Here is a 19,058-nt window from a genome sequence, read left to right on the forward strand (position 1 = left end):
ACGCTAATCGCATCACGATGTTTGTTTTTTAGGGGTTTATCGCCGTGCCGGCGCTGATTGAAGAAGGGCGTGCCAAGGTCAACCTGACGCTGAAGGTTGTCGGGCGGCGCGTCGACGGGTTTCACGACTTGGAGAGCGTCGTCGCGTTTGCCGATTGCGCCGATCGCCTGATGCTCGAGCCGGGACCCGAGCTGTCGCTTTCGATGGCGGGGCCGCTGGCCGATGCCTGCGGCGACACCTCTGACAATCTGGTGCTGAAGGCCGCGCGGCTGCTCGGCGAGCGCGTCGCGGACCTCGAGGTCGGCCACTTCACGCTGGAGAAGGTGCTGCCGGTTGCGGCCGGCATCGGCGGCGGCTCGGCGGACGCCGCGGCGGCGCTGCGGCTGTTGGCGCGGCTCAATGAGCTCTCGCTCGACGATAGCCGGATCATGGAGGTCGCGCTGCAGACCGGCGCCGACGTGCCGGTGTGCGTCGCCTCGCGGGCCTGCGACATGACCGGCGTCGGCGAAGGCCTGCTGCCGCTCGACCTGCCGAAAATGCCGTGCGTGCTGGTCAATCCGCGCGTGCCGGTTGCGACCAGGGACGTCTTCAATGCGCTCGGCCTGCGCAATGGCGAGCTCCTGATCGGCGCCACCGACGTCGTGATGCAGGCGCCGTCATGGCCGGAAGCCGGGCGCGCGATCGACGATTGGATCGCGGCGCTGGAGCGCGGCACCAACGATCTCGAAGCCCCCGCGGCGCGCATCCAGCCCGTCATCAGTGACGTGCTGTCCGCGCTGCGTGAGACCCGGGGCGTTCGTCTGGTGCGCATGTCGGGCTCGGGCGCGACCTGCTTTGCCGTGTTCGGAACCGACGCCGACGCCGAGGCGGCCGGCGAACAACTCCGCGCCGGTCACCCCGGCTGGTGGGTGCATGCGGGCACGCTGAGCTAGTGCGCGCCCATTCTCTCTCCGTCATTCCGAGGCTCGCGCCAGGAGGCGCGCCCTCAGGCGCGCAATTGCGCACTGGGGAATGACGACGGAGAGGGGTGCGACAAAACAACCCGACGGGCAACTCAGCAAAACCTGTCAATCCTCGCGCGCGAAAATATTTCGCTTTATCCGAATCGCGAAGCTCGGACAGTGTCGCGAGAACGCGGAAGTTTGACTCACTGACCGTGCCACCTATTCGGTGTCGTCCCTGCCTAGTGCGCAATTGCGCACTAGGCAGGGACGACAGGGGCATTTGCGGCGCGCCCATCCCGCCCCAACGCCGGGCAGCCTTGCGGGGCCATTGCTTGGCAAGCCAAACCCCGTTTGCCATAACAGGATGAAACAACAACGTTGCGCGTGCGGGACCGTTCGGAATCCGCCTGCAGCCAAAGAGCCGGGAGGATGCCATGGCCAATATCCGAGTTCTCGCCACCGATCTGGAGTTTCCCGAAGGTCCCGTCGTCATGCCCGACGGTTCGGTCGTGCTGGTCGAAATCCGCGGCCAGCGGCTGACGCGGGTCTATCCCGACGGGCGCAAGGAGATCGTCGCCAAGGTGCCGGGCGGCCCGAACGGCGCGGCGCTCGGTCCCGACGGCAAGATGTACATCTGCAACAATGGCGGCTTCTCCTGGATTCCGACCCGCAACATGATCATGCCGGGGCCGCAGCCCGAGGATTATCTCGGCGGCTCGATCCAGCGCGTCGATCTGCAATCCGGCAAGGTCGAGACCGTGGTGACGAAATGCGGCGAGCACGCGCTGCGCGGGCCGAATGACCTGGTGTTCGACAGGCAGGGTGGCCTGTGGTTCTCCGACCTCGGCAAGCGCCGCGCCCGCGACATGGATGTCGGCGCGTTCTATTATCTGAAGCCCGGCATGAACGAGATCGTCGAGGCCGTGCACGGCATCCTGCCAGCCAACGGCATCGGCCTGTCGCCGGACGAGAAGACCGTCTACATCGCGGAGACGCCGACCGCGCGGCTGTGGGCGTATGAAGTTTCCGAGCCCGGCACCGTCAAGCCGCGCGACGTGATCTATCGCGGCGAGCGCGGCAAGCCGATCGCCGGCCTCGGCGGCTACCAGATGTTCGACTCGCTCGCGGTCGAGGCATCGGGCAATGTCTGCGTCGCGACGCTGGTGTCGGGCTGCATCTCGGTGATCGCGCCCGACGGCACCGTGGTCGAGCAGGTGCCGACTGGCGACCGCGTCACCACCAACATCGCCTTCGGCGGCCCCGAGCTGAAGACCGCCTACATCACGCTGTCGGGCAAGGGCGAGCTGATCGCGATGGACTGGCCGCGGCCGGGATTGCCGCTGAATTTTCTGAATAGATGACGATTGCGGTTCGCGAAGCGCAATCGTCATTCCGGGATGGTGCGAAGCGCCAGACCCGGAATCTCGAGATTCCCCGATGCGCAATTGCGCATCTGAGGTTCGATGCTGCGCATCGAACCGGAATGACAAAGATGGAGAGATCTCGAATGCCCTGGCTTGAACCGGTCACCCTTCGCGGCGCGCATGCGCGGCTGGAGCCGTTGTCCCACGATCATCGCGACGGGCTGGTCGAGGCGGTGAAGGACGGCGAGCTGTCAAAGCTCTGGTACACCGCGATCCCGCAGCCGGAGAACATGGCCAAGGAGATCGACCGCCGGCTCGGCCTGCAAAAGGCCGGATCGATGCTGCCGTTCACGGTGTTCGACGCCGACGGCAAGATTTCCGGCATGACGACCTACATGAACGTCGACACGTCGAACCGTCGCGTTGAGATCGGCTCGACCTGGTACGCCAAGCGTGTGCAGCGCAGCGCGGTCAATACGCAGTGCAAACTGCTACTGCTGACCCATGCCTTCGAGAAGCTTGATTGCATCGCGGTCGAGTTCCGCACGCATTTCTTCAATCACCAGAGCCGGCGTGGCATCGAGCGGCTGGGTGCGAAGCAGGACGGCATTCTGCGCAGCCATCAGATCGCGCCCAACGGCACGTTGCGCGACACCGTGGTTTACAGCATCATCGCCAGCGAATGGCCGACGGTGAAGGCGCATCTGACCTATCAACTCAACGAAAAGCCGCGCTGACACGATAGTCGGCGCCAGAAACGAGACGATGGAAACGTTCGATTATGTGATCATCGGCGCAGGCTCCGCCGGGAGCGTGCTGACCAACCGCTTGAGTGAAGACGCAGGCACCAAGGTGTGCGTGCTCGAGGCGGGGCCGAGCGACTGGCATCCCTACATCCATCTGCCGGCCGGCTTCATCAAGACCTTCCATATGAAGAGCGTGAACTGGGCCTATCAGCAGGAGGTGGGTCCCTACACCGGCGGGCGCAGCATCTATGCGCCGCGCGGCAAGACGCTCGGCGGCTCGTCCTCGATCAACGGCCACATTTATAATCGCGGCCAGCGCCAGGATTTCGACACCTGGGCGCAGCTCGGCAATCGCGGCTGGGGCTATCCTGACGTGCTGCCCTATTTCCGGCGCATGGAGAGGCGGATCGGCGAGGGCGACGACACCTACCGCGGCCGCGACGGCAACCTCACCGTCACCACCATGGACTGGCAGGATCCACTCTGCGAGGCCTTCATGGCAGGCGCGGTCAGCCTCGGCATTCCGCGCAATCCTGATTACAACGGCCAGATACAGGAAGGCGTGTCGTACTGCCAGCGCACCATCCTAAACGGCCGCCGGGTCAGCGCCGCGACCGCGTTCCTGCATCCGGCGCGGCGGCGGCCCAATGTCGATGTGCGCACGCATGCGCATGTCACCGGCATCATCTTCGAGGGCAAGCGCGCGGTCGGCGTGCGCTACAACCGCGGCGGCAAGCACGGCGATCCCCTGGAGATCCGCGCCACCAAGGAGGTCATCCTCTCCGGCGGCGCCTACAACTCGCCGCAGCTGTTGCAGCTCTCCGGCGTCGGCGCGCCCGAGCTGTTGCAGGCGCACGGCATCGAGGTGCGCCACGCGCTGCCGGGCGTCGGCGAAGGTTTGCAGGATCATTACGCGCCGCGCTCGGTGGCGCGGGTCAAGAACATCAGGACCATCAACGAGCTTCGCCGCGGCTTCAGCCTGTGGGGCGAGGCGATCAAATGGGCGACGACGCGGCGCGGCCTGCTGTCGCTGTCGCCTACCATGGTCTACTGCTTCTGGCATTCCGGCGAGACCACCGAGAGCTCCGATCTGCAGCTCACCTTCACGCCGGCGAGCTACAAGGAAGGCGTGCAGGGCCAGCTCGAGGACGAGCCCGGCATGACGGTGGCGTCATGGCAGCAGCGGCCGGAGAGCCGCGGCTATGTCCGGATCCGCTCCGCCGATCCTTTCGCGCCGCCGATCATCCAGACCAACTACCTCGCCGAGGAGATCGACCGCCGCGTCGTCGTCGCCGGCATGAAGCTGGCGCGCCGGCTGCTCGCCTCCGAGCCGCTCAGTCCGTATTACGCCTATGAGGACTTTCCGGGCCCGAAGGTCACGAGCGACGACGAACTGCTCGCGGCCGCGACCGAGCGCGGCACCACCACCTTCCATCCCGGCTGCACCTGCCGGATGGGACCGGCGGACGCGCCGTGGGCGGTGGTCGACGACCAGCTTCGGGTCCATGGCATGGAGGGCCTGCGCGTGATCGACGCCTCGATCATGCCGCGGATGATCTCAGCCAATCTCAACGCCTCGACCTTGATGATCGCCGACAAGGCCTCCGACATGATCCGCGGCAAGGCACCCGAGGCGGCTGCGAAGCTGCCGGAGTATGCGTGACGGAATAGAGGCGTACGCGACGTTGCTTTTTGATCAGCGCGCTGTGTCTAACACCGTCATGCTGATGAGGCCGCGAAGCGGCCGTCTCGAAGCACGACGGCCCGAGTGGGGCCGTGCATCCTTCGAGACGCGCTACGCGCTCCTCAGGATGACGGGACTAATATCAGGAGCTCAGCCGTAGACGAACGCCTTGTCCTTGAGGTCGATCGCCGGGAATTCGTCCTTCTCGGCCCAGTAATCCTGGTTGTGCTGCCACTCCGGCTTGTCGCCGCGCTTCGGCAAGAGGTGCATGCCGCGCATCATGTAGCCGGGGTTGAAGTTCTCCGGATCGATCCACGGCAGCAGCGGCATGTTGTGGTCTTCGGGGCGCAGTTCCGGCGTCACCTTGTTCGCGCCGGTCGCCTTCATGTGCTGCAGCAGGCGGCAGACGAAGTCGCCGACCAGATCGACGCGCAAGGTCCAGCTGGCGCGGAAATAGCCGAACACCCAGACGAGGTTCGGCACGCCGGTGAACATCATGCCGCGATAGGTCACGGTATCGGCGAAGTCGAGCGGCTTGCCGTCGATCTCGAAGTCGATGCCGCCGTTGGCGGAGAGGTGGAAGCCGGTCGCGGTGATAATGATGTCGGCCTCGAGCTGCTTGCCGGACTTGAGCAGGATGCCCGTCTCGGTGAAGCGGTCGATCTCGTCGGTGACGACCGACGCCTTGCCGCCCTTGATGGCGTGGAACAGGTCGGCATCCGGCACGAAGGCGATGCGCTGCCGCCACGGCCGGTAGCTCGGCGTGAAGTGGGTGGCAATGTCGTAGTCCTTGCCGAGGACGGCTTCGACCGCCGCCAGCAGGTCCTTCTTGGCGCCCTCGGGCTCGGCGAAGGTCCGCCTGGTGAAGGCGTCCTGCTCGAACAGTATCTTGCGGCGGGTGATCTCGTGGATCCAGTGCTCGTCGACCTGCAGCCTGCGCAGCTCCTCGGCGATCTCGATGGCGTTGCGGCCGGTGCGGAAATAGGTCGGCGAACGCTGCAGCATGGTGACATGGCCGGCGTCCTTGGCCATCGCCGGGATCAGGGTCGCGGCGGTGGCGCCGGAGCCGATCACGACCACGCGCTTGCCCTTGTAGTCGAGGTCGTCGGGCCAGGTCTGCGGATGCACGACGGTGCCCTTGAACTTCGCCATGTCGGTCCATTCGGGCGTATAGCCCGCGTCGTGGCGATAATAGCCCTGGCACATCCAGAAGAAGTTGGTGGTGAAGCGCAGCCGCTCGCCGGTGTCGATGCGCGTCGCATCGATGGTCCAGAGATTGGTTTCGTTCGACCACTTCGCCGCGGTGATGGTGTGGCGATAGCGGATGTGACGGGCGATGTCGTTCTCCTCGATCACCTCGCCCATGTACTTCAGGATCTCGGCCGCGGTCGCGATCGGCGCGCTGGTCCACGGCTTGAAGCGATAGCCGAAGGTGTGCAGGTCGCTGTCGGAGCGGATGCCGGGATAGCGGTGGGTGGACCAGGTACCGCCAAAAGTCTTCTGCGTCTCCAGCACCACGAAGCTGGTGCCGGGGCATTGCGTGGTGAGGTGGTAGGCGGCGCCGACGCCGGAGATGCCGGCGCCTGCGATCAGGACGTCGAAGTGCTCTGTCGTGACGGGCTCGGCGGCCCGGATCTGGGTTTGGACGTTCATCTTCCCTGGTCTTCTTGCTTGTTGGCTTGTTTGTTGAGCTGCAGAAGCAAAACGCCGGAGCCATCGCCCCGGCGTTTGCCGATATCGGAACTAGACTTCGCGGCGGCTGAGGAAAGCGAGCCGCTCGAACAGATGCACATCCTGCTCGTTCTTGAGCAGCGCGCCATGCAGCGGCGGGATCAGCTTGCGCGGATCGCGCTCGCGCAGCATCTCGGGGGTGATGTCCTCGTTCAACAGCAGCTTGAGCCAGTCGAGCAGTTCCGAGGTCGAGGGCTTCTTCTTCAGGCCCGGCACCTCGCGGACTTCGAAGAAGATCCGCAGCGCCTCTTCCACCAGGCGCTTCTTGATACCGGGGAAATGCACGTCGACGATCTTGCCCATCGTCTCGTTGTCGGGGAACTTGATGTAGTGGAAGAAGCAGCGGCGCAGGAAGGCGTCCGGCAGTTCCTTCTCGTTGTTCGACGTGATCATCACGATCGGGCGCAGCTTCGCCTTGATGGTCTCGCCGGTCTCGTAGACGTGGAATTCCATGCGGTCGAGTTCGAGCAGCAGATCGTTGGGGAATTCGATGTCGGCCTTGTCGATCTCGTCGATCAGCAGCACCGGGCGCTTCTCGTTGGTGAAGGCCTCCCACAGCTTGCCGCGCTTGATGTAGTTCTTGATGTCGGACACGCGGGCGTCGCCGAGCTGGCTGTCGCGCAGTCGCGAGACGGCATCGTATTCGTAGAGGCCCTGCTGCGCCTTGGTGGTCGACTTGATGTGCCAGGTCAAAAGCGGCGCGTCGATCGCCTTGGCGACTTCCTCGGCCAGTACGGTCTTGCCGGTGCCGGGCTCGCCCTTCACCAGCAGCGGGCGCTCGAGCACGATGGCGGCATTGACGGCGACCTTGAGGTCATCGGTGGCGACGTAGTCCTTGGTACCCGTGAATTTCATCTATCTGTTTGCCTTGCTTCGTTCGTCGGCGGCCCGGGCCCCCACACGAAACGACCGCTCTCGCAGCGGTCGCATGTCCTCTCCGATATCTTGTCCGCTACAATTCTAATTGAAAAAGCCGGGCGGTCTAGCGCGGATTCCGCAGCGCAGCGGTACCGATGTGGGCTTCCGCATGGAATGTCATGCATCATCTTTCCGCTCTGCGGAATGATCGCCGGCGTGGCGCGACCTTGCCGCGATGGCGCGGGCGCCGCCACGGACCGACGGCGGCGGAGGTAACCCGGTGAAAGTGGATGGCTGATCTCGGGATGAAGCACGGCCGGGGGCCCTTGACGCCACCGGCCCAGCGGGCGATCTAGGTGGGTATGTTCCTGCAGTTTTTCACATCGCTGCGCGACGCCCAGGTCCCCGTGACGCTACGGGAATATCTGACCTTGATGGAAGCGCTTGACGCCGATCTCGCCGAGCAGACGGTCGAGAACTTCTACTATTTGTCGCGCGCCGCGCTGGTGAAGGACGAACGCAATCTCGACAAGTTCGACCGCGTGTTCGGCACCGTGTTCAAGGGGCTCGAGAGCCTGCTCGACGCCATGGGCAAGGCGGAGATCCCCGAGGAGTGGCTGAAGAAGCTCGCCGAGAAATATCTCACCGAGGAAGAGAAGAAGCAGATCGAGGCCATGGGCTGGGACAAGCTCATGGAGACCCTGAAGAAGCGGCTCGAGGAACAGAAGGGCCGCCACCAGGGCGGCAGCAAGTGGATCGGCACCGCCGGCACCTCGCCGTTCGGCGCCCATGGCTATAATCCCGAGGGCGTGCGGATCGGGCAGGAGAAGAACCGCAACAACCGCGCCGTGAAGGTGTGGGACAAGCGCGAGTTCAAGGATCTCGACGGCAATGTCGAGCTCGGCATCCGCAACATCAAGGTGGCGCTGCGGCGGCTGCGCAAGTTCGCGCGCACCGGCGCGCCAGACGAGCTCGACCTCGACACCACGATCAAGGAGACCGCCAACCACGGCTATCTCGACGTGCACATGCGCCCCGAGCGGCGCAACGCGGTCAAGGTGCTGGTGTTCTTCGATATCGGCGGCTCGATGGATTCGCATATCGAGCAGGTCGAGGAACTGTTCTCGGCCGCCAAGAGCGAATTCAAGCACATGGAGTATTTCTACTTCCACAACTGCCTCTATGAAGGCGTCTGGAAGCAGAACAAGCGGCGCTTCACCGATCGCACGCCGACCTGGGACGTGCTGCACAAATATCCGCACGACTACAAGGTGGTGTTCGTGGGCGACGCCTCGATGTCGCCTTACGAGATCATGGTTCCCGGCGGCTCGGTCGAGCATGTCAATGAAGAGGCCGGCTCGGTCTGGCTCGATCGAATCATCCGCACCTATCCGCACGCGGTGTGGCTCAATCCGGTGGCGCAGAAGCACTGGGACTATTCGGAATCGACCACCATCATCCGCCGCCTGTTCTCCGAACGCATGTATCCGATCACGATCGAAGGTCTGGAGAACGCGATGCGGGAGTTGGTGCGGTAACCAATCCCGTCATTCCGGACGGTCCATGGGATCGATCCGGAATCTCGAGTTGATGAAATTCGATCGTCATTCCGGGTTCGATGCTGCCGCATCGCCCCAGAATGACGATCAAGAAAAGCCAGGGAGAGCCCCATGCCCCAGAACATCCACCGCGGCATCAAGGTGATGATCGACGAGGCCAATGCCGAGATCGAGACCATCAGCGCGGCCGACGCGATCACGCTGATCGGCAAGAACGACGTCGTCATCGTCGACATCCGCGATCCCCGCGAGATCGAGCGCGACGGCAAGATCCCCGGCGCGTTCTCCTGCACCCGCGGCATGCTGGAGTTCTGGATCGATCCGAACAGCCCCTATGCCAAGCCGATCTTCCAAGAAGACAAGAAGTTCATCTTCCACTGCGCCGGCGGCCTGCGCTCGGCGCTCGCCGCCAAGACCGCAAAGGACATGGGCCTGAAGCCGGTCGCGCATATGGGCGGCGGCTTTGCCGCCTGGCGCGAGGCCGGCGGGCCGATCGAGGCGTGGGAGCCGAAGAAGAAGGGCTAGGCAGGATGTCACACGCGGGCTTGACCCGCGTGTCCATCGCTTCAAGGCAAGATGGATTGCCGGATCAAGTCCGGCAATGACGATGGAGAAACACGCAAGATGACGATGACCGACGATCCGCTCGTTTCGACCGAATGGCTGGCTGCGCATCTCGGCGATGCCAACGTCAAGGTGCTCGACGCGACCTTCAAGCTGCCCGGCGTGCTGCCATTGCCGAAGGACGATTATCTCGCCGCGCATCTGCCGGGTGCTGTGTTCTTCGATGTCGACGCGGTGTCCGACCATGCCAATCCGCTGCCGCACATGTTTCCGAGCGCCGAGCAGTTCGGCCGCGACATCGGTGCGCTTGGCATCGGCAATGCCGACACCGTGGTGATCTACGATTCCGGCGGCTGGGTCGCGGCACCGCGCGCCTGGTGGATGTTCCTGTCCTATGGCCATCGCAACGTGCGCATTCTCAACGGCGGTTTGAAGAAGTGGCGCGCCGAGGGCAGGGCGGTCGAGAGCGGCGAGGTGAAGCCGAAGCCTGCGACCTTCAAGGCGAGCTACGATCCGCAGCGCGTGCGCAGCATCGAGCAGATGATCGCCAATGTCGAAAGCCGTGCCGAGCAGGTGATCGATGCGCGCGCCGCCGACCGCTTCGAAGGCCGCGCGCCGGAGCCGCGTCCGGGCATCCGCGCCGGCCACATCCCAGGCGCCCGCAACGTGCCCTACAACCAATTGTTCGATGCCGCGACCGGCGAGATGAAGCCGCTCGATGACCTGCGCAAGTCGTTCGTGGGCGCCGGCGTGAAGCTCGATGCGCCCATCGTCACGAGCTGCGGGTCCGGCGTCTCGGCCGGCGTGCTGACGCTTGCGCTCTACCGGCTCGGCGTCACCGAGAGCGCGCTCTATGACGGCTCGTGGTCGGAATGGGGGCAGGCGAGCGGCCCGCCGATCGCAACGGGGCCGGCCTGACAGGTCGTTCCTGCTTGCTAGCGCCGGGTGAGCGGCACCAGGGTCGGCTGGCCGAACGGATCGAGCTGCTGCTGCTGAACGACCTGCCGAACCGGCGGCGCGCGGACAATCCGCCGCCGCTCCTTGCGATGTGCCGGCTTGCTGACCGCGCTGCGCTCCGGCTTCTTCGCCTCAGCGGCCTTCGGCGCTACCGGCACTTCGACAACAACTTCGGGCCCACCCAGCGTTGCGATCTTGGTCGCGGCCGCGATCGCCTCGGGTGATGGCGGCGGGGCGGGCTCCGGCGCTGCCATTGCGGGTGCCGGCGGCGGAAGCGCGGGCTCGCTGGGGGCAGGCGGATCGGCGACGGCGGCGACCTTGGCCTCCGTAGCTGCCGGTGCGGCTTCGGCGGCAGCGGGCGTCGGCTCCGATGCCGCCGAGGGATCTGCGGTCGGAGTCTGAGCCGCAGTGTCGGCGGATTGGGCCGGCGCCGGGGTCCCCGTGGCTTGGGCCTCCGGCTTCGGCGGAGCGGGTGGGACCGGATCATCCGCCGTCACGGCGGCGACCTTCTCCGGCTCGGCTGCAGGGGCGGCGATCTCAGCGGGAGCGGCCGGCTCGGACGGGGCTGCCGGCGTATCGGTCGTCACCTTGTCGGCGGCGGGCGGATCGACCCGCACCATGGCAAGCACCGGCGGGGTCTCGGGCTGCTGCGCGAATTGCGGCTCGGGCGGCGGCGCCCGGCGGGCCGGAATGCTGGCGAACTCTTCATGCGCCGCGCGGAACAGCGCGGCTGCCCCTAACCCGAACACCAGAAGCGAAGTCGCCAGCACGATCGCGGCGAACAGAAAACGAAGGCCGGGGAGCATGGGCGCGGGTTCCCCCTTCTGCGGGAGGGTCTTCGATGTCGAGGGAACGCGGTGACCACACAAGAAAGCCGGCGTCGCGAGCGCGAATCAGGCCGATTCGAAGATATCGCAACGTCCCGGGACTGTTTGTTACAAAATGCGGGTGATTGATGACTTTGGCCACGTGGACAAACATTCCCGACCCGTGAGACATCTTTGCCGCAGCGTTGACGCGAAATCACAAAAGGCCCGGAATAGCCCGGGTTTCGCGGATTTGTCTTGAATGCGCCGCTATCTTCCTGCATTGGGCCGTTAACAGTCCGGTGTGGCTTGGGGACTATAACAGAGCAATGATGATCAACCGCATTCTGACGATTTGCGCTGCCGCGGCTCTCGGCGTGGCAGGAACCTCGCTTGCGCATGCGCAGCAGGGTTATCCGGCGCCCCAAGGCACCGCCTATTCGACGGCGCCCCAGCCCTACCCCCAGGGCAGCATGCCGGATTTCGACGCACTCAATGACGATGACGGGCAGGATTCGGCTGCATTGCCGCCGCCCGGCCCGGTGCTGTCGCCGAACGACCCGCGCTATGGCCGTCCGGCGAATGCGCCCGCCTATTCCGATCGTGGCGCGCCGACCGGTCCGGTGATGTCGCCGGACGATCCGCGCTATGGCCGCCCGATGAATGCTCCTCCGGTCTATTCCGACCGTGGCGCGCCGACTGGGCCAGTGATGTCGCCCGATGATCCCCGCTATGGCCGTCCGATGGGGCCGCCGCCGGTGATCTACGGCGATCGTGTGGGTGCGCAACAAGCCAATCGCGACAATGGCGTTCCGGCCGCCGGTGTTTCCTACGGCGACGACCGCGGCGGCATGCGTCCGCCCGAGGGCGTTACCGGAGCCGTGCCGCAGCAGCAGGCGCCGGTTGATGCCAACGGCAAGCCGGTGCAGATCGCGGCGCTGCCGCCGGACGAGCAGCCAGAAGACGCCCCGGCGCAACTGCCGCCGAAACTGCGTCGCCAGGAAGTGTCGTTCGCGACCAAGGAGCCGGCAGGCACGATCGTTGTCGATACGTCGAACACCTACCTCTATTACATCCTGGGCAACGGCCGGGCGATCCGTTACGGCGTCCGTGTCGGCCGCGACGGCTTCACCTGGACCGGCGTGCAGAAGATCACCCGTAAGGCCGAGTGGCCGGATTGGCATCCGCCGACCGAGATGATCGAGCGTCAGCCCTATCTGCCGCGCTTCATGGCCGGCGGACCCGGCAACCCGCTCGGCGCCCGCGCGATGTATCTCGGCTCGACCGTGTACCGTATTCACGGCACCAACCAGCCGTCGACCATCGGCAAGTTCGTCTCGTCGGGCTGCATCGGCATGCTGAACGAGGACGTCTCCGACCTGTTCGAGCGTGCCAAGGTCGGCACCCGCGTGGTTGTGCTGCCCGGTGGTCCGCCGCCGGGAACGGCGACGGCTTCTGCCGCGCCCGCGAACCCGATGGCTCCCTCTGCGGCCCAGGCTCAGGCGGCCGCGCCGCTGCCCGGCACGCAGCCGACCACGGTGCAGCCGCTGCCCGCACCGGTGACGGTGCGCTAGGCCAACCGGCAAGTTCATCATTGAAAAAGGCGCGCGAACAGCGCGCCTTTTTTTGTTGCAACAAGCCGCGCATTTCGACGTTGCAGCTTGGGAAGCAATGCGATGCAGGACGTCTGCGAGACCTATCCGCCGCTGAATGCGCCAAAGCCTGTCGCCGATGACGTATGGATGATCGATGGTCCGATCATCCGGTTCGGTCCGCGCTGGTTCAAGATGCCGTTTCCAACGCGCGCGACGATCGTTCGTCTGCCGGGTGGGCGGCTGTTCATTCACTCGCCGACACCATTGCTGGCCGAGCTCAAGGCCGCAATCGTTGAGCTGGGCGTACCGCGCTGGATCATCGGTCCGAACCGTCTGCATTACTGGTGGATTCCGCAATGGAATGCTGCCTATCCCGACGCGCGCATCTTCCTTGCGCCCGGGATCAAGCAACAGGCGGACAATCGGCTGACCTTCGAAGGCGAGCCAATGGAACGATCATCCGGCTATCCCTGGGATGAGTGGATCGCGACGCTGTTGGTGGCAGGCAGCTACATGACGGAGGTCGTGTTCTTCCATCTGCCGTCGCGGACATTGCTGCTGACGGACCTGATCGAGAATTTTGAGGCCGGACGAGTCCGCTCGCCGTTGATGCGGTTCCTGATCTGGCTCGGCGGCGTGCGCGATCCCGACGGCAGCACGCCAACCGATCTGCGCTCGACCTTCCTGCAGGACAGGGACGCGATGAAGGCCGCCGTCGACCGCATGATCGAATGGGATCCGGAGCGGATCATTCTCGCCCACGGGCGCTGGTACGACCGGGACGGCCGCGCCGAGCTCGAACGCGCGTTCCGCTGGCTCGGCTAGCCGCAGTGAATGCCGCTGTCAGGCCAGGCGCCGTGGCGGCTCGTTGCCCTTGGTGAAAGCATCGATGCACTCGACCATCTGCTGATAATGCGCCTGCAGGCTCTCGCGCGTCGCGTAGCCGAGATGCGGCGTGATCACGACGTTGTCGAGCTTGCGCAGCGGGTGATCCGACGGCAGCGGCTCGACCGAGAACACGTCGATGCCGGCGCCGGCGATCGTCTTGTCACGCAGCGCCGCGAACAGGGCGTCCTCATCGACGATCGGCCCGCGCGCGGTGTTGACGAGATAGGCCGACGGCTTCATGCGGGCGAGATCGGCGGCGCCGACCAGTCCGCGCGAGCGCGGGCTCAGCACGACATGGATGGTGATGATGTCTGATGTCGCGAACAGCTCGTCCTTGCTGGCATAGGCGACGCCGGCCTCCTTGCACTTCTCCGGCGTCAGATTGGGACTCCAGGCGATGACGTTCATGCCGAACACCTTGGCCATGCCGGCGACCTTGCTGCCGAGCTTGCCGAGGCCGATGATGCCGAGCGTCTTGCCCTCGATCTCGGTACCGGCAAAGGTCTGCCAGGCCTCGCCGGCGTGCATGCGCGCATTCTCGCGGCCGATGCCGCGCGTCAGTTCCAGGATCAGGCCCATGGTCAGCGGCGCGGTGGGATCGCGGCTATATTGGGTGCCGCACAACACCACCTTGCGGTTCTTGGCGGCCTCCATGTCGATCGCCGCGTTGCGCATGCCTGACGTGATCAGGAGCTGCAGCCTGGGCAGCGCGTCGAGCAGGCTCTTCGGGAACGGGGTGCGCTCGCGCATCGCGCAGATGATCTCGAAATCCTTCAGCTTCGTCGCCGCTTCCGCCTCGCTCGCGAACGGCTTGTCGAACACGGTGACGTCGACCCGGTCCTTGACCTTCGGCCAGTCGGCCACCGAAAGCGCGATGTCAAAATAGTCGTCGAGGATTGCACAGCGGAGCCGCGTCATCGGGGAGGTCCATTCAGGGTGAGGACGACGGCGGGAGATCAACCGTCGGGATACCCGTCATGGTCGCGCGCAATCGGCAGGCGCGCAAGCGGCCGCGGCTTCAAAAAGCGGCGATTGTCACACGCGCGGCGACGGCTTCTTCGTGGCGCGGATATCGGCGAGCATCGAGCGGACCGCCGGCGACAGCGCCATCTGCTTGGCACGGCAGGCCGGACCCGGGCCGCGCATATAGTGCAGTTCCGGCCGGTAGGGATTGAAAGCCTTGGCGACGAAGGCGCGCCAAAAGGCGCGGAATTCGGCGAACAGCGTCGCCTCGCCTTTGGTCGTCGGGCGCGGAAGGGGTGCTGAAATGATGGTAGCCATGACGTGGCCTCAACTGTTTTGGCCGCGGTTCTGCCGCGAAAATCGCCGTTTTTCGACGTTGAGAACGAGTTTTGGCCTGATTTATTAAAAGATGGTTTCAATTGTCGTGATTCGGCGCACACATGACGTCGAGCCCGTAATCATCCGTGGTGAAGCCGCGAAACGTGGTGAACGGACGGAAAACAGAGGTCCCGCGGTTGCGCTTTCGGGGGCCGGCCGTTACATCGGCGGCAGCAAAATTTCCACAAATCGGATCAATTCCAGGGACAGCGGATGGCTCGCCAGTTCATCTATTTCATGCAGGGTCTGACCAAGGCGTACCCGACCCGCAAGGTGCTCGATAACATCCATCTGAGCTTCTACCCGGACGCCAAGATCGGCGTGCTCGGCGTCAACGGCTCGGGCAAGTCGACGCTGCTCAAGATCATGGCCGGCCTCGACAAGGAGTATAACGGCGAGGCCTGGGTCGCCGAGGGCGCCCGCGTCGGCTATCTCGAGCAGGAGCCGCACCTCGATCCGGCACTCAACGTTCGTGAGAACGTCATGCAGGGCGTCGCCAAGCAGAAGGCGATCCTCGACCGCTACAACGAGCTTGCGGTCAACTATTCGGACGAGACCGCCGACGAGATGACCAAGCTGCAGGACGAGATCGAGGCCCAGGGCCTGTGGGATCTCGACAGCAAGGTCGACCAGGCGATGGACGCGCTGCGCTGCCCGCCCGACGATGCCGATGTCACAAAACTGTCCGGCGGTGAACGCCGCCGCGTGGCGCTGTGCCGCCTGCTGCTCGACCAGCCGGAATTGCTGCTGCTGGACGAGCCGACCAACCATCTCGACGCCGAATCGGTGTCGTGGCTGGAAGGCCATCTGCGCAACTATCCCGGCGCGATCCTGATCGTGACCCACGACCGCTACTTCCTCGACAACGTCACGGGCTGGATCCTCGAACTCGACCGCGGCCGCGGCATCCCGTACGAGGGCAATTACTCGTCCTGGCTGGTGCAGAAGCAGAAGCGACTCGAGCAGGAAGGCCGCGAGGACGCCGCGCACCAGAAGACGCTGGCCCGCGAGCAGGAATGGGTGGCGTCCTCGCCGAAGGCGCGCCAGGCCAAGTCGAAGGCGCGCTACCAGCGCTATGAGGATCTGCTCAAGAAGGCGAGCGAGAAGCAGACCCAGACCGCGCAGATCATCATTCCGGTCGCCGAGCGGCTCGGCGCCAACGTCGTCGACTTCGAAGGTCTCAGCAAGGGATTTGGCGATCGCCTGCTGATCGACGATCTCACCTTCAAGCTGCCGCCCGGCGGCATCGTCGGCGTGATCGGTGCCAACGGCGCCGGCAAGACCACGCTGTTCAAGATGATCACCGAGCAGGAGACGCCGGACAAGGGCACCATCACGGTCGGCGAGACCGTGCATCTCGGCTATGTCGACCAGTCGCGCGACGCGCTCGAGGGCAACAAGACGGTGTGGGAGGAGATCTCCGGGGGCAACGAGCTGATCCTGCTCGGAAAGAAGGAAGTCAATTCGCGCGGCTACTGCTCGGCGTTCAACTTCAAGGGCGCTGACCAGCAGAAGAAGGTCGGCGCGTTGTCAGGCGGTGAGCGCAATCGCGTGCATCTCGCCAAGATGCTGAAGTCGGGCGCCAACGTGCTGCTGCTCGACGAACCGACCAACGACCTCGACGTCGACACGCTGCGCGCGCTGGAAGAGGCGCTCGAGGATTTCGCCGGTTGCGCCGTCATCATCAGCCATGACCGCTGGTTCCTCGACCGCATCGCGACCCACATCCTGGCCTTCGAGGGCGACAGCCATGTCGAATGGTTCGAGGGCAACTTCCAGGATTACGAAAAGGACAAAATGCGCCGGCTCGGCCAGGACAGCATCATTCCGCATCGCGTGAAGTACAAGAAGCTGACGCGCTGACCAGTATGAACGGTCGAACGCGGCATCTCGCCGCGCTCGACCGTTCTTCGTTGGCAGGATCGTGACGGCATCGCGGCGCAATGTGCGGCCAGTTGTCGCTTTTCAAGCGCGCGGGATTGCGTAGATAGAGCGCTCCGCAATTTTCAATCCTGCGAGCACTCCACCATGTCCGCACTTTCTGAGGCGCGCGCCCCCGCGAAGGGCCGGTCGCTGCGTCCCGTTCCCATGCTGATCTTCGGATCGCGCTGGCTGCAATTGCCACTCTATGTCGGCCTGATCATCGCCCAGGGCGTCTATGTCGTGCTGTTCCTCAAGGAACTATGGCACCTGTTCGCCCATGCCTTCGATTTCAGCGAGCAGCAGATCATGCTGGCCGTTCTCGGCCTGATCGACGTCGTCATGATCTCGAACCTGTTGGTGATGGTGATCGTTGGCGGCTACGAGACCTTCGTCTCGCGCCTCAATCTGCAGGGCCATCCGGACGAGCCGGAATGGCTGAGCCACGTCAATGCCAGCGTGCTGAAGATCAAGCTGGCGATGGCCATCATCGGCATATCCTCGATCCATTTGCTGCGCACCTTCATCGAGGCCGGCGCGCTGTCGTCAGGCAAGGGCAACTACACCGAGACCGGCGTGATGTGGCAGACCATCATCCACTGCGTCTTCATCCTGTCGGCGATCGGCATCGCCATCGTCGACAAGCTGTCGAACGACTCGATCGAAGGCGCCAAGCAGGCCGCGCATTGAGCGCGGCCGCCAAGGTTCACAGCAATCCGGTGTCGTGGTAAGGCTCACGACACTGATATCGCGGGCGTTGGCCTGATGCCGCGCCCATTGGACCGCTGCGTGAACAGGTTGTTGGATTTGACATTCCTCCGCGCGCTTGCCCTCGGGCTCCTGCTCGCATCCGTCGTCTCACCCGCGCGCGCCGCCGATGCTGCGTTCACCCAGTTCATCGCCTCGCTGTGGCCGGAGGCCAAGGCCGCCGGCGTGTCGCGCGAGACCTTCGATCGCGAGACGCGCTCGCTCGAGCCCGACTACAAGCTGCCCGACCTGATCCTGCCCGGACGTCCGAAGACCGGCGCACCGGCGCAGGCCGAGTTCGTGCAGGTGCCGGCCGATTACATCAGGGAAGCCTCGATCGCGCGGCTCGCCGCTGAGGGGCAGCGGCTGTTGCAGAAGTATCGCTCCTCGCTTGATGCGATCGAGAAGCGGTTCGGCGTCCCGGCCACCGTCGTGCTGGCGATCTGGGGCCGCGAGACCGATTACGGGCGCTATTCGCTGCCCTACGACACGCTGCGCGTGGTGGCGACGCAGGCCTATGTCGGCCGTCGCAAGGATCAGTACCGCACCGAGTTCATCCTGGCGCTGAAGATCCTCGGCGAGGGCGCGGTGACGCGCAAGGAGATGCGCTCATCGTGGGCGGGAGCGACCGGCTACACCCAGTTTCTGCCGTCGGAATATTACAAGCACGGCGTCGATCTCGACGGCGACGGCCGCGTCGACATCTGGCATTCGGTGCCGGACGCGCTCGCCTCCGCCGCGCAGCAGCTGGTCAACAAGGGTTGGCAGCCCGGCGTGCGCTGGGCCTATGAGGTGCAGGCGCCGGCCAATGCCGACTGCACGATGGGCGTGCCTGAAGTGACGAAGCCGATCAGCCAGTGGCTGCGCGCCGGCTTCGTGCCGGTGCGCGGGCAGAAGCTCAGCGCCGCCGAGCAGGCGCAATCGGCCTCGCTGCTGCAGCCGGAAGGCAGCTACGGTCCGGCCTTCCTGACCACGCCGAACTACTTCGTGATCAAGGAATACAATTTCTCCGATCTCTACGTGCTGTTCGTCGGCCACCTCGCCGACCGCATGACGAGCCCGCAGCCATTCGCGACGCCATGGTCGGCGTCGAAGCAGCTGCGCTCCGCCGATGTCGAGGCGATGCAGCAGCAGCTGACGAAGATCGGTCTCTACAAGGACAAGCTCGACGGCAAGGCCGGGATGCAGACCCGCGCGGCGCTCGGCGCCTATCAGAAGCAGGCCGGGCTGAAGGTCGATTGCTGGCCGAGCGAGGCGGTGCTGCGCGCGATGAACGGGCAGCGCTGATCGGGGCCGGCTCGCAGGGCCGCCTGTGGTGAAAAGCAAAAACCCGGCCGAGAGGCCGGGTTTTCGA

General features: G+C 64.9%; 17 protein-coding genes. 12 read left to right on the top strand and 5 right to left on the bottom strand.

Annotated features, from left to right (window positions below):
• The first annotated feature begins 44 nt into the window (after positions 1–44).
• From J2R76_RS36000 to J2R76_RS36015, 4 genes are all read left to right on the top strand, one after another.
• On the top strand, positions 45–932 hold the full coding sequence (locus tag J2R76_RS36000) for a 4-(cytidine 5'-diphospho)-2-C-methyl-D-erythritol kinase (RefSeq protein ID WP_057019120.1): 888 nt from the start codon (positions 45–47) through the stop codon (positions 930–932).
• Positions 933–1,378: 446 nt separating this feature from the next.
• Positions 1,379–2,305, top strand: a complete 927-nt coding sequence (locus J2R76_RS36005; protein ID WP_057019121.1) for an SMP-30/gluconolactonase/LRE family protein — start codon at positions 1,379–1,381, stop codon at positions 2,303–2,305.
• 146 nt (positions 2,306–2,451) lie between these two features.
• Positions 2,452–3,045: a GNAT family N-acetyltransferase gene (locus J2R76_RS36010; RefSeq protein ID WP_253625584.1), complete on the top strand. Its 594-nt coding sequence runs from the start codon at positions 2,452–2,454 to the stop codon at positions 3,043–3,045.
• A 28-nt stretch (positions 3,046–3,073) separates the two neighbouring features.
• Positions 3,074–4,717, top strand: a complete 1,644-nt coding sequence (locus J2R76_RS36015; RefSeq protein ID WP_253625585.1) for a GMC family oxidoreductase — start codon at positions 3,074–3,076, stop codon at positions 4,715–4,717.
• A 171-nt stretch (positions 4,718–4,888) separates the two neighbouring features.
• Here the strand turns inward: J2R76_RS36015 and J2R76_RS36020 are convergent, their stop codons facing one another.
• Complete coding sequence (locus tag J2R76_RS36020) at positions 4,889–6,391, bottom strand: NAD(P)/FAD-dependent oxidoreductase (protein ID WP_057019124.1); 1,503 nt, start codon at positions 6,389–6,391, stop codon at positions 4,889–4,891.
• Between the two features lie 90 nt (positions 6,392–6,481).
• Positions 6,482–7,324 (bottom strand): MoxR family ATPase, encoded by an 843-nt coding sequence (locus J2R76_RS36025; protein ID WP_016847781.1) that lies wholly within the window; start codon positions 7,322–7,324, stop codon positions 6,482–6,484.
• 365 nt (positions 7,325–7,689) lie between these two features.
• On the opposite strand from J2R76_RS36025, the gene J2R76_RS36030 reads away from it, so the two are divergent.
• The 3 genes from J2R76_RS36030 (at position 7,690) to sseA (ending at position 10,368) form a co-directional block, all read left to right on the top strand.
• On the top strand, positions 7,690–8,865 hold the full coding sequence (locus J2R76_RS36030; protein WP_016847779.1) for a VWA domain-containing protein: 1,176 nt from the start codon (positions 7,690–7,692) through the stop codon (positions 8,863–8,865).
• A gap of 132 nt (positions 8,866–8,997) precedes the next feature.
• The gene (locus J2R76_RS36035) at positions 8,998–9,411 is read left to right on the top strand and encodes a rhodanese-like domain-containing protein (protein WP_016847778.1); all 414 of its coding nucleotides are present in this window, start codon (positions 8,998–9,000) and stop codon (positions 9,409–9,411) included.
• 99 nt (positions 9,412–9,510) lie between these two features.
• Complete coding sequence (gene sseA / locus J2R76_RS36040) at positions 9,511–10,368, top strand: 3-mercaptopyruvate sulfurtransferase (protein ID WP_253625586.1); 858 nt, start codon at positions 9,511–9,513, stop codon at positions 10,366–10,368.
• Positions 10,369–10,385: 17 nt separating this feature from the next.
• Here sseA and J2R76_RS36045 read toward each other — a convergent pair whose 3' ends face one another.
• Positions 10,386–11,213: a hypothetical protein gene (locus tag J2R76_RS36045; RefSeq protein ID WP_253625587.1), complete on the bottom strand. Its 828-nt coding sequence runs from the start codon at positions 11,211–11,213 to the stop codon at positions 10,386–10,388.
• 329 nt (positions 11,214–11,542) lie between these two features.
• Here J2R76_RS36045 and J2R76_RS36050 point away from each other — a divergent pair, with 329 nt between their 5' ends.
• Positions 11,543–12,787, top strand: a complete 1,245-nt coding sequence (locus J2R76_RS36050) for a L,D-transpeptidase (RefSeq protein ID WP_253625588.1) — start codon at positions 11,543–11,545, stop codon at positions 12,785–12,787.
• 102 nt (positions 12,788–12,889) lie between these two features.
• Positions 12,890–13,633 (top strand): DUF4336 domain-containing protein, encoded by a 744-nt coding sequence (locus J2R76_RS36055; RefSeq protein WP_253625589.1) that lies wholly within the window; start codon positions 12,890–12,892, stop codon positions 13,631–13,633.
• 18 nt (positions 13,634–13,651) lie between these two features.
• Here the strand turns inward: J2R76_RS36055 and J2R76_RS36060 are convergent, their stop codons facing one another.
• Both J2R76_RS36060 and J2R76_RS36065 read right to left on the bottom strand, forming a co-directional pair.
• Complete coding sequence (locus J2R76_RS36060; RefSeq protein WP_253625590.1) at positions 13,652–14,614, bottom strand: D-2-hydroxyacid dehydrogenase family protein; 963 nt, start codon at positions 14,612–14,614, stop codon at positions 13,652–13,654.
• A gap of 117 nt (positions 14,615–14,731) precedes the next feature.
• Positions 14,732–14,977 carry a hypothetical protein gene (locus J2R76_RS36065; protein WP_057019128.1) on the bottom strand — a complete coding sequence of 82 codons (246 nt, stop codon included), beginning with the start codon at positions 14,975–14,977 and terminating at the stop codon, positions 14,732–14,734.
• A 273-nt stretch (positions 14,978–15,250) separates the two neighbouring features.
• On the opposite strand from J2R76_RS36065, the gene ettA reads away from it, so the two are divergent.
• From ettA to J2R76_RS36080, 3 genes are all read left to right on the top strand, one after another.
• On the top strand, positions 15,251–16,900 hold the full coding sequence (gene ettA, locus J2R76_RS36070) for an energy-dependent translational throttle protein EttA (protein ID WP_057019129.1): 1,650 nt from the start codon (positions 15,251–15,253) through the stop codon (positions 16,898–16,900).
• Between the two features lie 165 nt (positions 16,901–17,065).
• Positions 17,066–17,647 (top strand): TIGR00645 family protein, encoded by a 582-nt coding sequence (locus J2R76_RS36075; protein ID WP_057019130.1) that lies wholly within the window; start codon positions 17,066–17,068, stop codon positions 17,645–17,647.
• Positions 17,648–17,746: 99 nt separating this feature from the next.
• A complete protein-coding gene (locus J2R76_RS36080; protein ID WP_371852160.1) occupies positions 17,747–18,991 on the top strand; it encodes a lytic murein transglycosylase in 1,245 nt (414 codons plus the stop codon).
• Positions 18,992–19,058 lie beyond the last annotated feature (67 nt).

It is taken from the genome of Bradyrhizobium sp. USDA 4532 (assembly GCF_024171315.1).
Lineage (GTDB): Bacteria > Pseudomonadota > Alphaproteobacteria > Rhizobiales > Xanthobacteraceae > Bradyrhizobium > Bradyrhizobium australafricanum.

What these genes read in the sequence shown, in the direction of transcription:
- J2R76_RS36005 (WP_057019121.1), top strand. Translation starts at nt 1,379, where the DNA reads ATGGCCAATATCCGAGTTCTCGCCACCGATCTGGAGTTTCCCGAAGGT.
- J2R76_RS36010 (WP_253625584.1), top strand. Translation starts at nt 2,452, where the DNA reads ATGCCCTGGCTTGAACCGGTCACCCTTCGCGGCGCGCATGCGCGGCTG.
- J2R76_RS36015 (WP_253625585.1), top strand. Translation starts at nt 3,074, where the DNA reads ATGGAAACGTTCGATTATGTGATCATCGGCGCAGGCTCCGCCGGGAGC.
- J2R76_RS36020 (WP_057019124.1), bottom strand. Translation starts at nt 6,391, where the DNA reads ATGAACGTCCAAACCCAGATCCGGGCCGCCGAGCCCGTCACGACAGAG.
- J2R76_RS36025 (WP_016847781.1), bottom strand. Translation starts at nt 7,324, where the DNA reads ATGAAATTCACGGGTACCAAGGACTACGTCGCCACCGATGACCTCAAG.
- J2R76_RS36030 (WP_016847779.1), top strand. Translation starts at nt 7,690, where the DNA reads ATGTTCCTGCAGTTTTTCACATCGCTGCGCGACGCCCAGGTCCCCGTG.
- J2R76_RS36035 (WP_016847778.1), top strand. Translation starts at nt 8,998, where the DNA reads ATGCCCCAGAACATCCACCGCGGCATCAAGGTGATGATCGACGAGGCC.
- sseA (WP_253625586.1), top strand. Translation starts at nt 9,511, where the DNA reads ATGACGATGACCGACGATCCGCTCGTTTCGACCGAATGGCTGGCTGCG.
- J2R76_RS36045 (WP_253625587.1), bottom strand. Translation starts at nt 11,213, where the DNA reads ATGCTCCCCGGCCTTCGTTTTCTGTTCGCCGCGATCGTGCTGGCGACT.
- J2R76_RS36050 (WP_253625588.1), top strand. Translation starts at nt 11,543, where the DNA reads ATGATGATCAACCGCATTCTGACGATTTGCGCTGCCGCGGCTCTCGGC.
- J2R76_RS36055 (WP_253625589.1), top strand. Translation starts at nt 12,890, where the DNA reads ATGCAGGACGTCTGCGAGACCTATCCGCCGCTGAATGCGCCAAAGCCT.
- J2R76_RS36060 (WP_253625590.1), bottom strand. Translation starts at nt 14,614, where the DNA reads ATGACGCGGCTCCGCTGTGCAATCCTCGACGACTATTTTGACATCGCG.
- J2R76_RS36065 (WP_057019128.1), bottom strand. Translation starts at nt 14,977, where the DNA reads ATGGCTACCATCATTTCAGCACCCCTTCCGCGCCCGACGACCAAAGGC.
- ettA (WP_057019129.1), top strand. Translation starts at nt 15,251, where the DNA reads ATGGCTCGCCAGTTCATCTATTTCATGCAGGGTCTGACCAAGGCGTAC.
- J2R76_RS36075 (WP_057019130.1), top strand. Translation starts at nt 17,066, where the DNA reads ATGTCCGCACTTTCTGAGGCGCGCGCCCCCGCGAAGGGCCGGTCGCTG.